This is a genomic window from Streptococcus sp. SCPM-O-B-15277 (M60) (assembly GCF_058200335.1).
In genome coordinates, this window is the sequence record NZ_JBYQGR010000001.1 from 466316 (window position 1) to 478463 (window position 12148).

Below are 12148 nucleotides of genomic sequence, written 5' to 3' on the forward strand. Positions count from 1 at the left end.
AAGGGAACAGTATGACAGAACCGATTTTGCAGGTTTCAGACCTGTCAGTCTATTACAATAAAAAGAAGGCCTTGAATAGTGTTTCCTTATCATTTCAACCCAAGGAAATTACAGCCCTTATCGGTCCGTCTGGATCTGGGAAGTCAACACTTCTAAAGGCTATTAATCGAATGGGTGACCTTAATCCAGAGGTGACAACTACTGGTTCAGTGGTTTATAACGGTCACAATATTTATAGCCCTCGTACCGACACGGTTGAATTACGTAAGGAAATCGGGATGGTTTTCCAACAACCCAATCCATTCCCAATGTCTATCTATGAAAATGTTGTCTATGGTCTCCGAATCAATGGAGAAAAAGATAAGAACGTTTTAGATGAAGCAGTGGAGAATGCTTTACAAGGTGCTTCTATCTGGGATGAGGTCAAGGATCGCTTGCATGATTCAGCAATTGGTCTTTCAGGAGGGCAGCAGCAACGTGTTTGTGTAGCCCGTGTTTTGGCAACCAGTCCAAAGATTATCCTCTTGGATGAGCCAACTTCAGCCTTAGACCCTATCTCGGCTGGAAAAATCGAAGAAACCCTTTATAGTCTCAAGGACAAGTACACCATGCTTTTGGTTACTCGTTCCATGCAGCAAGCATCTCGAATCTCTGATAAAACAGGCTTTTTCCTTAATGGAGATTTGATTGAATTTAACGATACCAAGGAAATGTTCCTCTACCCACAACATAAGGAAACAGAAGATTACATTTCAGGTAAATTTGGATAAGGAGAAAAAGATGTTACGATCTCAATTTGAAGAAGATTTAGAGAAATTGCATAATCAATTTTACGCGATGGGGCAAGAAGTTCTTTCCCAAATCAATCGTACAGTACGAGCTTTTGTGACACATGACCGTGACTTGGCAAAAGAAGTTATCGAGGAAGACGCAGAAGTAAATGAATATGAAGTAAAACTCGAAAAGAAATCATTTGAAATTATTGCGCTTCAACAGCCTGTTTCACAAGACTTGCGTACGGTGTTGACAGTCCTAAAAGCTGTATCAGACTTAGAACGTATGGGTGACCATGCGGTATCTATTGCGGAAGCAACTATTCGTATGAAGGGTGAACAACGTATCCCAGCAGTTGAGGAAGAAATCAAAAACATGGGACGTGATGTGAAAGCCTTCGTGGAAACAACTCTTGAACTTTACCTTAATGGATCAGTCGACAAGGCCTACGAAGTTGCAACCATGGATGAAAAAATCAACCATTATTTCGAAAATATTCGTGACCTTGCAACTGAAGAAATCAGAAAAAATCCAGATGCTATTGTCACAGGACGTGATTACTTCCAAGTCATTTCTTACTTGGAGCGCATTGGTGACTATGCAAAGAATATCTGTGAATGGGTTGTTTACTTTGAAACAGGTAAGATTGTCGAATTGTAAAATTGATTAATTATACATAAAAAGGAGCTGAATAATGAATAAAAGCTCCTTTTTTGTTAAAGAAATCGAAAAAAATAAATAAATATTAAAAATACACTTGACAAACAATTTTTATAGAGTTATAATTATACAAAATTAACAGAGAGGTTGTTTATTTATGAAATTTAAAAAATGGATATTTGTTTTATGTAGTTTTCTTGCAAGTTTCTTTTTAGTAGCTTGCCAATCATCTAGCTCAAGCTCACAGTCTGCAGTAGAGGCTATCAAACAAAAAGGGAAATTGGTGGTCGCAACAAGCCCAGATTATGCTCCATTTGAGTTCCAAGCACTTGTGGATGGTAAGAACCAAGTTGTAGGTGCTGATATTGATATGGCACAAGCAATCGCTGATGAACTTGGTGTGAAACTAGAAGTTTCAAGTATGAGTTTTGACAACGTCTTGACTAGTCTTCAGACAGGAAAAGCAGATTTGGCCATTGCGGGTATCAGTGCAACTGAAGAAAGAAAAGAAGTTTTTGATTTTTCAATTCCTTACTATGAGAACAAAATTAGCTTCCTTATCAGAAAGGCTGATCTTGAAAAATACAAAGATTTAGATTCTCTAGCAAGTGCTAATATTGCAGCTCAAAAAGGAACTGTTCCTGAATCAATGGTTAAAGAACAACTTCCAAATGCGCAATTAACATCTTTGACTAACATGGGTGAGGCAGTCAATGAGCTTCAATCAGGCAAGGTTGATGCTGTTCATATGGATGAACCAGTTGCTCTAAGCTATGCTGGTAAAAACTCTGATTTGGCAGTTGCTACAGTAAGCTTGACCATGAAAGAAGGCGAAGCAAATGCTGTTGCTATCAAAAAAGGCAACTCAGATTTGAAAGAAGTAGTTGATAAGGTCATCCAAAAATTGAAAGATGACGGAACTTACCAAACTTATCTTGAAAAAGCTGCGAAGCTAACAGAAGTAGAACAATAAAAAATAACAGAGTTGGACTCAGTCCAGCTCTGTTTTTAAGTATTTTAGTGTTGCTTCAAGATTTTCAAAAGGAACTTTTGCAAAGTGATAGGGACAAGTCCCTATGTAGGATGATTCGAAAAAGTCGAGATTTAAAGGACTATGTTTTAGACTTGCAATCTTAGGATAGTTCCTGAGATCAAGCAAAAGTCCATCATGGAGAGGATAGTTTGGTAGGGAAAGGGGATAAGATTTTAATAGCTTATGAATGAAGTCTTGACTTTTCTCTTGCAGTGCCAATCTTGCTACTCTATTTTTTTCAAAAAGCTGACTATCAATATAGAGTGATAAAGCCTTTTGCATAATGAGGTTGTTATCATAGTCCAGAATGTTTTTGTAGGCCACAAAAAGACCTTTAATAGGATTTGGAAGTATGAGAGCAGTGATTCGAAGTTCAGGGAAAATACTTGTAGAAAAAGACTTGATGTAGATGACCAAATCATTTTGGTCCAAATAATGAAAGGTTTGTCCCATTTTAGGATCTAGATCCCCCAGATAATCATCTTCAACGATATAAATTTGATATTTGGCTGCTAGATCAAGGATAGCACGTTTCTCCTCTTCAGAATATGAATGACCCAGCGGATAGTGGAATCGAGGAATGGTGTAGAAAAATTTAATGTTACCACTTTTAAAATGTTTCTCAAGTTCTTTCAGGTCAATGCCATCCACGCGACGTTCAATGGTTTGATAGGGAAGATTTTGAGCCAGCAGAAGTTGGTTCATTCGGTGATAGGTTGGTTGTTCGACCAGTATCTCTTGGCCCTTACCTGGAAAGTCAATTTTAGAAAGAATAAAAAGAGCTTGTTGGGTTCCAGTTGTCATGACTAATTGATCGGGTTTACTATAGATAGCTTGCTCAAACAGTAGTTTCTGAACAGACTTTCGTAATTCTTCTAAACCCTCTTGGTGTTCATAGTAGTTGTAGAGATAATTTTCTCGACCGATCAAGCTTTCGTTGACACAAAGACGAAAATCATCATAGGCAGCAGCATGTTCGTCATTGACCGAGATAACGAGGTCTTCGTGGCTAGCTTGTTGTTCTAAAACATAATAGCCACTTTGAGGTTTGGAGTATATGTATTTCTCGTATCGGAGTTCCAAAAGTGCACGCTGTACCGTATCTTTACTGCAGTGGAAGTCTTGACTGAGTTTACGGATAGAAGGTAGACGACTTCCTGTTTGAAGTTTTCCTGATTCTATCTCTGCTTTTAGATAGTGAACAACTTGTTCGTACTTGCTTTCTTGCTTCATTCCAGCCCTCTCTTGATTTTGTTACATTGTACCTTTTTTTTAGACGTTTGGCAATGTTATACTCTTCGAAAATCTCTTCAAACCACATCAGCTTCACCTTGCCGTATGTATGGGATACTGACTACGTCAGTTCTATCTACAACCTCAAAACAGTGTTTTGAGCAACCTGTGGCTAGTTTCCTAGTTTGCTCTTTGATTTTCATTGAGTTTTAAACAGCAGTCTAGCGTTCAATTCTAAGAAGAAATGTGATATACTTAGTAAGTAAAATTTTCAAAGAAGAGTGAGATGATAAAGGTGCAAGAACCAGTTAAATTATTCCAATACAATACCTTGGGAGCCTTGATGGCTGGACTATACGGTGGGACCATGACCGTTGGTGAGTTGCTTGAACATGGGGATTTAGGACTAGGAACCTTGGACTCTATTGATGGAGAATTGATTGTCTTGGATGGGAAAGCCTATCAAGCTAAGGGTTCAGGGGATAAGCCTGAAATCGTAGAAGTTTCACCAGACGCACTGATTCCTTATGCGGCAGTTGTCCCCCACCAAGCAGAAGTTATTTTCCGTCAGCGTTTTGAGATGACTGATAAGGAACTAGAAAAACGAATTGAATCCTACTATGATGGAGAAAACCTTTTCCGTTCGATTAAAATTCATGGTGATTTTAAACACATGCATGTTCGCATGATTCCCAAATCAACATCCGAAACAAAGTTCGCTGAGGTTGCGACTCATCAGCCTGAATATAGAGCTGAAAATGTGACAGGAACTATCGTTGGTTTCTGGACACCAGAGATTTTTCATGGGGTCAGTGTTGCCGGTTATCATTTACACTTTATCTCGGATGACCTAACTTTTGGTGGTCACGTCATGGACTTTGTCATCAAGGAAGGAATCATAGAGGTTGGAGCGGTTGATCAACTGGATCAACGTTTTCCTGTCCAGGATCGTCAGTACCTCTTTGCTAAGTTTAATGTTGATGAGATGAAAAAAGATATCGATCAGGCAGAATAAAAGGAGACAAGTATGAAAATTCATGTAATAATCACAATGATTGCTTTATTTGTATTTCTCATAGCAGTCATTTGGTATGCAAAAAAGAAGTACAAGATTAACCTTTCAGTTTTAGGCCTTGGGGCAGTCGCATTTTTTGTCTCATCTCAGGTACTGGAGAAAATTGTTCACCTTATCGTTCTTCATCCACAAAAAGATGGAACCATTTCGCTTATGCAGGAGCATCCTTTTCTATATGTCCTTTATGGAATCACTATGGCAGCTTTCTTTGAAGAAACGGCGCGCCTTGTCTTCTTTAAATGGTTAGAGAAGAAGAGAACATTGGAAGATTCGGATGCCCTCGCCTATGGACTTGGTCATGGTGGCTTGGAATTACTCTACCTCGGAATGGGAAGCTTGATTAGTCTATTAGTCCTCTTTTCATTATTAGGGTCTTCAAATCCAGATTTGGCAAATATCCTTCCCCAAAATACACTTGAAACAGTTCAATCTCTATCTGGATGGCAGGTTTATTTACTAGGTGTTGAGCGTGTGCTTGCTCTGATTATGCAAATCGGTCTCACTTTCTGGGTTTATCAAGCAGTTCGTCAAAAGAATTGGATTTATCTAGCAACTGCTTATGGCTTACATGCCTTCTTTGATTTGGCTCCGAGTCTATCTCAGGTTGGTTGGATTTCAAATCCTCTTCTAGTCGAAGGGTTGTTAGCAGTGGAAGTTGTCCTATTTGTATACTTTACAAAAACAATCTTATATAAAAAATAATCATGCAAAAGAGGTCTAACCTCTTTTTTATCTGCATGGATAAAAAAGCTCATCAAATCATCGAAAAATGCTCCTAAAAATGGTATAATAGAATGTATTTTATAAAAGGAAGAGTAAAATGACTGTATTAGATAAAATAAATGAAACCTTAAAAGGAATCGATATTCGTTTCGATGAGCCCTTAAAATCTTATGCCTATACAAAAGTCGGAGGAAAGGCAGATTACTTGGTTTTTCCTCGCAATCGTTATGAGATGGCTCGTGTGGTGAAGTTTGCCAATCAAGAAAATATCCCATGGATGGTTCTCGGAAATGCTAGTAATATTATCGTCCGAGAAGGTGGGGTTCGCGGCTTTGTTATTATGTGTGACAAACTCAACAATGTTTCGGTCGATGGTTATACGATTGAAGCGGAAGCTGGAGCTAACTTGATCGAAACAACTCGTATTGCTCTACGCCATAGTTTGACAGGATTTGAGTTTGCCTGTGGAATTCCAGGAAGTGTCGGTGGCGCTGTTTTTATGAACGCTGGTGCTTATGGAGGTGAGATTGCTCATATTTTGCAGTCTTGCAAAGTATTAACCAAGGATGGAGAAATCGAGACTTTATCAGCCAAGGACTTAGCCTTTGGTTATCGTCATTCAGCTATTCAAGATTCTGGAGCAGTAGTCTTATCAGCTAAATTTGCACTATCTCCAGGGAATTATGAGACTATTAATCAAGAAATGGAACGTTTGACTCACCTTCGAGAACTCAAACAACCTTTGGAATATCCATCATGTGGTTCTGTCTTTAAACGTCCAGTTGGGCATTTTGCAGGACAATTGATTTCAGAAGCTGGTTTGAAGGGCTACCGTATCGGTGGTGTCGAAGTCTCAGAAAAACATGCAGGCTTTATGATTAATGTAGCTGATGGAACTGCTAGAGATTATGAAGACTTAATTGAGTCTGTCATAGAAAAAGTTAGAGAACATTCTGGTGTTACCCTTGAGCGAGAAGTTCGTATCTTGGGTGAACACGAATAACATTATTTTTACATATTATTCAAAGATTGGGATTTTATTGCTAGATAAAAGGTTTAGGACGTTTTATTTCCGACACTTGTTTTTAGCATGCTAACAAGGTCCCAATTTGTTATTTTACGAAGAAGAAGGAATTTAGAGGAATTGAAAAAACCAATTATCGAATTCAGAAACGTTTCTAAAGTTTTTGAGGATAGCGACACTAAGGTTCTCAAGGATATTAACTTTGAGTTGGAAGAAGGAAAATTTTATACACTGCTAGGAGCTTCTGGTTCAGGAAAATCAACCATTCTCAATATCATCGCAGGTTTGCTAGACGCAACGACGGGTGATATTTTACTGGATGGCGTTCGTATCAATGACATCCCGACCAATAAACGCGATGTTCACACGGTCTTCCAATCTTACGCCTTGTTCCCGCACATGAATGTCTTTGAAAATGTTGCCTTTCCATTGCGATTGCGCAAGGTCGATAAAAAAGAAATCGAACAACGTGTCTTAGAAGTTCTCAAGATGGTTCAGTTAGAAGGTTTTGAAAAACGTTCGATTCGTAAGCTATCTGGAGGACAACGTCAGCGTGTAGCTATTGCGCGTGCGATTATCAACCAGCCTCGAGTGGTGCTCTTGGATGAGCCTTTGTCAGCACTTGACTTGAAGTTGCGGACAGACATGCAGTACGAACTACGTGAACTGCAACAACGCTTGGGGATTACCTTTGTCTTTGTTACTCACGATCAGGAAGAAGCTCTGGCCATGAGTGACTGGATTTTTGTCATGAATGACGGTGAGATTGTTCAGTCTGGGACACCAGTTGACATCTACGACGAGCCAATCAACCACTTTGTAGCCACCTTCATCGGTGAATCAAATATCTTGCCAGGAACCATGATTGAGGACTACTTGGTCGAGTTCAATGGTAAACGATTTGAAGCGGTCGACGGTGGGATGAAGTCAAATGAACCGGTCGAAGTCGTCATTCGTCCAGAGGACTTGCGCATTACTCTTCCAGAAGAAGGAAAGCTTCAAGTGAAGGTCGATACGCAGCTATTCCGTGGAGTGCACTATGAGATTATCGCCTATGACGAACTTGGCAACGAATGGATGATTCACTCAACTCGTAAGGCCATCGTTGGTGAGGAAATCGGTCTGGACTTTGAACCAGAAGACATCCACATCATGCGTCTCAACGAAACCGAAGAAGAGTTCGATGCTCGTATCGAAGAGTACGTAGAAATTGAAGAGCATGAAGCAGGTTTGATCAACGCTATTGAGGAGGAAAGAGATGAAGAAAACAACCTCTAAACTCTTTGTAGTGCCCTACATGCTTTGGATTGCCCTCTTTGTATTAGCACCCTTGGTCTTGATTTTTGGTCAATCCTTTTTCAACATCGAAGGCCAGTTCAGTTTAGAAAACTATAAATCCTATTTTGCGTCACAAAACTTAACCTATCTCAAAATGAGCTTCAACTCTGTTCTCTATGCAGGGATTGTAACTCTAGTGACGCTTCTTATCAGTTATCCAACAGCCCTCTTTTTGACTCGTCTCAAACACCGTCAACTATGGCTCATGCTAATCATTTTACCAACCTGGATCAACCTTCTCCTTAAGGCCTATGCCTTTATCGGAATTTTTGGTCAAAATGGCTCTATTAACCAATTCCTAGAATTTATCGGAATTGGTTCTCAGCAGTTGCTATTTACAGATTTCTCATTTATATTTGTAGCAAGCTACATCGAGCTTCCATTTATGATTTTGCCCATCTTCAATGTTCTGGATGATATGGATAACAATCTCATCAATGCCAGCTATGACCTCGGTGCGACCAAGTTGGAAACCTTCCGCCATGTCATCTTTCCCCTTTCTATGAATGGAGTGCGAAGCGGAGTCCAATCTGTCTTTATCCCAAGTTTGAGTCTCTTTATGTTGACACGTTTGATCGGTGGGAACCGAGTGATTACCTTGGGGACTGCCATCGAGCAGAACTTCTTGACCAATGACAACTACGGTATGGGTTCAACGATTGGTGTGGTTCTTATCCTGACCATGTTTATCACTATGTGGGTGACTAAGGAAAGGAGAGAACGATGAAAAAATTATCGAATCTTTACCTGGCCTTTGTCTTTATCGTCCTTTATTTACCAATCTTCTACTTGATCGTCTATGCCTTCAATGCCGGGGATGATATGAATAGCTTTACAGGCTTTAGTTGGACTCACTTCGAGACGATGTTTGGCGATGGAAGGCTCATGCTGATTTTGGTTCAGACCTTTTTACTAGCCTTTCTATCAGCCTTGATTGCGACTGTCATTGGAACCTTTGGGGCTATCTATATCTATCAATCACGCAAAAAATACCAAGAAGCCTTCCTATCTCTCAATAACATTTTGATGGTTGCGCCAGACGTTATGATTGGTGCCAGCTTCTTGATTCTCTTTACACAGCTCAAGTTTTCACTTGGTTTTCTGACAGTTTTGTCCAGTCACGTGGCCTTCTCGATTCCAATCGTAGTGCTCATGGTCTTGCCTCGATTGAAAGAGATGAATGGAGATATGATTCATGCGGCCTATGACCTTGGGGCTAGTCATTTCCAAATGTTCAAGGAAATTATGCTTCCTTACCTAACGCCGTCTATCATTGCAGGCTACTTTATGGCTTTCACCTATTCATTAGATGACTTTGCTGTGACCTTCTTTGTAACGGGAAATGGTTTTTCAACCTTGTCAGTTGAGATCTACTCTCGAGCTCGTAAGGGAATTTCTTTAGAAATCAATGCTCTTTCAGCCTTGGTCTTTCTCTTTAGTATTATCCTGGTTGTCGGATATTACTTTATTTCACGTGAGAAGGAGGAGCAAGCATGAAACGACTCTATTCATTTTTAGCAGGAATTTTAGCGATTATCCTTGTCTTATGGGGAATTTCTTACCATCTTGATAGTAAAATCAATAGTCGTGATAGTCAAAAATTGGTCATCTACAACTGGGGAGACTATATCGATCCTGAACTTCTAGAAAAATTTACAGAAGAAACAGGAATTCAGGTTCAGTACGAGACCTTTGACTCCAACGAAGCCATGTACACGAAAATCAAGCAGGGTGGAACAACCTATGATATTGCCATCCCGAGTGAGTACATGATTAACAAGATGAAGGACGAAGACCTTCTAGTTCCGCTGGATTATAGTAAGATTGAGGGAATTGAGAATATTGGTCCAGAATTTCTCAACCAGTCCTTTGACCCAAACAACAAGTACTCAATCCCATATTTCTGGGGGACTTTGGGAATTGTCTACAATGAAACCATGGTAGAAGAAGCACCTGAACATTGGGACGATCTCTGGAAGCCAGAGTACAAGGATTCTATCATGCTCTTTGATGGGGCGCGTGAAGTACTTGGTTTAGGTCTTAACTCATTAGGCTATAGCCTTAACTCAAAAGATCCAGAGCAACTGTCACAAACGGTCGATAAACTTTATGAGCTGACACCTAATATCAAGGCAATTGTAGCCGATGAGATGAAGGGCTACATGATTCAGAACAATGCTGCTATCGGTGTGACTTTCTCAGGGGAAGCTAGCCAGATGTTGGAAAAGAATCCTAACCTCAAATACGTCGTACCGACAGAAGCAAGTAACCTCTGGTTTGACAATATGGTGATACCAAAGACAGTTAAGAACCAGGATGCGGCCTATGCCTTTATCAACTTTATGTTAAAGCCTGAAAATGCTCTGAAAAATGCAGAATATGTCGGTTATTCAACACCAAACAATGCTGCTAAGGAAATGCTCCCTGAGGAGACAAAAGAGGACAAGTCCTTCTATCCTGATGCAGATACTATGAAACACCTAGAAGTTTATGAGAAGTTTGACCATAAATGGACAGGAATCTACAGTGACCTCTTCCTACAATTTAAGATGTATAGGAAGTAGGAGATTATCTGCTATCGGAAATAATTTCAATTAAATTAGAATAAAACCTGGCTATTAGTAACTAGTAAAGTCTTTTTAGCTAGGTTTTATTATGGTTATAAGCGGTAAGTAGTAATAATTTTTGAATCGTGTTATAATTTTTCTATTCTTAAAGAATTTATTTTTTCAAAAAATTGATTAGGAAACTATTTGTAGGAGTATTATGTCTATTTCGTTTACTTATTGTGGAGTTGCATGTGGAATCCTTTCCATTGATAATAAATTTTATATAGGAATTGATCCTGATTTATCTCCCAAAGGAACTTTAGTTCAGTTTAAAGGATTTGTGTCCGAGAAACAAACTAATGTCAATAATGATAAGTCTCTTCTTAATAAAGTTGATGTATGGCTAATAACTCATGGTCATCAAGATCATTTAGATGATGTTGGCAAAGGATACCTGAAGGACAAAACGGTCATTTCTCCTAACAGAAAAATTACAGAAGGATTGTCATGTTTAAAAAATATAGTTTTAAAATGGGGAGAAGAGCAATATTTTTCTGTTGATGAGTATGAAATTGCTATTAAAGCTATACCAGCTTATCATGCGAGTAATTTTATAATGCAAAAAATAGTTGGGAAAGTTAATGGTTATCAAATAACAATCACAAGTCCATTGCAAACTAAAATAATCTATTTTACAGGTGACACGATTTTATATCCAAGATTGACTGATTTTGTTCCCAAAAACATTGATGCTATTTTTGTAAATCTTGGAGCCGTTAAATCAGATTCATTTGGTGGTCCATTCACAATGAATTTAAAGATGTTACAACAATTAGAATCTATACTTCAGCCCCAAAATATCTATCCAATTCATATTGACGATTATAGTCATTACCAGACGACAAAAAAAGAAGTTGAAGATGCTAAATATAAAACTCTTTCTGTAGGCGAGACGATTAGCATCTAGCTTTCAGAATTTATTGCTTGATGCAGTATCTTTAAGATGATAAATCTTGACGAACCTTTCCAAAAACGGTATAATACTAGAGTTGAGAATTGGTTTTCTCTCCATCTTAGTTCAGAGAATTGGCGGTGCTGCGAGCCATCTAAGATAGAAAATCATGCTACTCAATCGAACAATTGCATAAGAATCAAAGAATGACAAGTTCATTGAATGAAGGTGGTACCGCGGTTTTTCGCCCTTCGTGATATGGATTTGTCTTTTATTTTTAGAGGTACTTATGAGAAGATTTCTTGTCAAACAAAAATTTCGCCTAGGTGGTGAACGCTTTGATATCAAGGATGAAATGGGCAATGTCGCCTATCAGGTTGAAGGTTCATTTTTTAAGATTCCAAAGACTTTTACCATCTACGATGCAGTTGGTGAACAAGTCAGTGGAATTAGTAAAGAAATTCTTACCTTCATGCCACGCTTTGAGATTCAACTCAGTAATGGAGATCATTTTTATATCCGAAAGAAGTTGACTTTCTTCAAAGATAAGTATGAGTTTGACAACCTCGGTCTTCGTATCGAAGGAAATATCTGGGATTTAAACTTTAAACTCCTCGATGATCGTGATCAAGTGATTGCGGAGATTGCTAAGGAACTCTTCCATTTAACTTCTACCTATACCGTGACAGTCTACGACGAATCTTATGCAGACCTAGTCATTTCCCTCTGTGTCGCTATCGACTATGTAGAAATGCTAGAAAGAGACTCAAATTAGTAAAAAGGAGAT

General features: G+C 38.9%; 13 protein-coding genes. 12 read left to right on the forward strand and 1 reads right to left on the reverse strand.

The annotated features are described in order from the left end of the window. The first annotated feature begins 11 nt into the window (after positions 1 to 11). The 3 genes from pstB to AC3E9F_RS02340 all read left to right on the forward strand — a co-directional run bounded on the left by pstB (position 12) and on the right by AC3E9F_RS02340 (position 2407). The gene (pstB, locus tag AC3E9F_RS02330; RefSeq protein WP_490672765.1) at positions 12 to 770 is read left to right on the forward strand and encodes a phosphate ABC transporter ATP-binding protein PstB; all 759 of its coding nucleotides are present in this window, start codon (positions 12 to 14) and stop codon (positions 768 to 770) included. A 10-nt stretch (positions 771 to 780) separates the two neighbouring features. Continuing rightward, a complete protein-coding gene (gene phoU / locus AC3E9F_RS02335; protein ID WP_006150750.1) occupies positions 781 to 1434 on the forward strand; it encodes a phosphate signaling complex protein PhoU in 654 nt (217 codons plus the stop codon). Positions 1435 to 1591: 157 nt separating this feature from the next. Further along, positions 1592 to 2407 (forward strand): ABC transporter substrate-binding protein, encoded by an 816-nt coding sequence (locus AC3E9F_RS02340; RefSeq protein WP_263393742.1) that lies wholly within the window; start codon positions 1592 to 1594, stop codon positions 2405 to 2407. Between the two features lie 18 nt (positions 2408 to 2425). Here the strand turns inward: AC3E9F_RS02340 and AC3E9F_RS02345 are convergent, their stop codons facing one another. Continuing rightward, positions 2426 to 3700: an aminotransferase-like domain-containing protein gene (locus tag AC3E9F_RS02345; protein WP_490672766.1), complete on the reverse strand. Its 1275-nt coding sequence runs from the start codon at positions 3698 to 3700 to the stop codon at positions 2426 to 2428. A 286-nt stretch (positions 3701 to 3986) separates the two neighbouring features. On the opposite strand from AC3E9F_RS02345, the gene budA reads away from it, so the two are divergent. The 9 genes from budA to AC3E9F_RS02390 all read left to right on the forward strand — a co-directional run bounded on the left by budA (position 3987) and on the right by AC3E9F_RS02390 (position 12136). Beyond that, complete coding sequence (gene budA / locus AC3E9F_RS02350) at positions 3987 to 4715, forward strand: acetolactate decarboxylase (protein ID WP_263393740.1); 729 nt, start codon at positions 3987 to 3989, stop codon at positions 4713 to 4715. Positions 4716 to 4727: 12 nt separating this feature from the next. Beyond that, a complete protein-coding gene (locus AC3E9F_RS02355; RefSeq protein WP_263393739.1) occupies positions 4728 to 5477 on the forward strand; it encodes a YhfC family intramembrane metalloprotease in 750 nt (249 codons plus the stop codon). 118 nt (positions 5478 to 5595) lie between these two features. Next, a complete protein-coding gene (murB, locus tag AC3E9F_RS02360; protein ID WP_263393738.1) occupies positions 5596 to 6501 on the forward strand; it encodes a UDP-N-acetylmuramate dehydrogenase in 906 nt (301 codons plus the stop codon). A gap of 141 nt (positions 6502 to 6642) precedes the next feature. Continuing rightward, the gene (locus tag AC3E9F_RS02365) at positions 6643 to 7800 is read left to right on the forward strand and encodes an ABC transporter ATP-binding protein (RefSeq protein WP_490672767.1); all 1158 of its coding nucleotides are present in this window, start codon (positions 6643 to 6645) and stop codon (positions 7798 to 7800) included. Then, complete coding sequence (locus AC3E9F_RS02370; RefSeq protein WP_490672768.1) at positions 7781 to 8587, forward strand: ABC transporter permease; 807 nt, start codon at positions 7781 to 7783, stop codon at positions 8585 to 8587. The genes AC3E9F_RS02365 and AC3E9F_RS02370 overlap by 20 nt, the downstream gene beginning before the upstream one ends. Next, positions 8584 to 9357, forward strand: coding sequence for an ABC transporter permease (locus tag AC3E9F_RS02375; protein WP_414277938.1), 774 nt, complete (start codon positions 8584 to 8586; stop codon positions 9355 to 9357). The genes AC3E9F_RS02370 and AC3E9F_RS02375 overlap by 4 nt, the downstream gene beginning before the upstream one ends. Next, positions 9354 to 10424 carry an ABC transporter substrate-binding protein gene (locus AC3E9F_RS02380; RefSeq protein WP_045615644.1) on the forward strand — a complete coding sequence of 357 codons (1071 nt, stop codon included), beginning with the start codon at positions 9354 to 9356 and terminating at the stop codon, positions 10422 to 10424. Before AC3E9F_RS02375 ends, AC3E9F_RS02380 begins: the two co-directional genes overlap by 4 nt. Positions 10425 to 10626: 202 nt before the next feature. Further along, the gene (locus AC3E9F_RS02385; RefSeq protein ID WP_263393733.1) at positions 10627 to 11376 is read left to right on the forward strand and encodes an MBL fold metallo-hydrolase; all 750 of its coding nucleotides are present in this window, start codon (positions 10627 to 10629) and stop codon (positions 11374 to 11376) included. 274 nt (positions 11377 to 11650) lie between these two features. After that, positions 11651 to 12136 carry an LURP-one-related/scramblase family protein gene (locus AC3E9F_RS02390; RefSeq protein WP_214262077.1) on the forward strand — a complete coding sequence of 162 codons (486 nt, stop codon included), beginning with the start codon at positions 11651 to 11653 and terminating at the stop codon, positions 12134 to 12136. The last annotated feature ends 12 nt before the right edge of the window (positions 12137 to 12148 follow it).

Coding starts and splice junctions, on each gene's coding strand:
- pstB (WP_490672765.1), top strand. CDS start 12: ATGACAGAACCGATTTTGCAGGTTTCAGACCTGTCAGTCTATTACAAT.
- phoU (WP_006150750.1), top strand. CDS start 781: ATGTTACGATCTCAATTTGAAGAAGATTTAGAGAAATTGCATAATCAA.
- AC3E9F_RS02340 (WP_263393742.1), top strand. CDS start 1,592: ATGAAATTTAAAAAATGGATATTTGTTTTATGTAGTTTTCTTGCAAGT.
- AC3E9F_RS02345 (WP_490672766.1), bottom strand. CDS start 3,700: ATGAAGCAAGAAAGCAAGTACGAACAAGTTGTTCACTATCTAAAAGCA.
- budA (WP_263393740.1), top strand. CDS start 3,987: ATGATAAAGGTGCAAGAACCAGTTAAATTATTCCAATACAATACCTTG.
- AC3E9F_RS02355 (WP_263393739.1), top strand. CDS start 4,728: ATGAAAATTCATGTAATAATCACAATGATTGCTTTATTTGTATTTCTC.
- murB (WP_263393738.1), top strand. CDS start 5,596: ATGACTGTATTAGATAAAATAAATGAAACCTTAAAAGGAATCGATATT.
- AC3E9F_RS02370 (WP_490672768.1), top strand. CDS start 7,781: ATGAAGAAAACAACCTCTAAACTCTTTGTAGTGCCCTACATGCTTTGG.
- AC3E9F_RS02375 (WP_414277938.1), top strand. CDS start 8,584: ATGAAAAAATTATCGAATCTTTACCTGGCCTTTGTCTTTATCGTCCTT.
- AC3E9F_RS02380 (WP_045615644.1), top strand. CDS start 9,354: ATGAAACGACTCTATTCATTTTTAGCAGGAATTTTAGCGATTATCCTT.
- AC3E9F_RS02385 (WP_263393733.1), top strand. CDS start 10,627: ATGTCTATTTCGTTTACTTATTGTGGAGTTGCATGTGGAATCCTTTCC.
- AC3E9F_RS02390 (WP_214262077.1), top strand. CDS start 11,651: ATGAGAAGATTTCTTGTCAAACAAAAATTTCGCCTAGGTGGTGAACGC.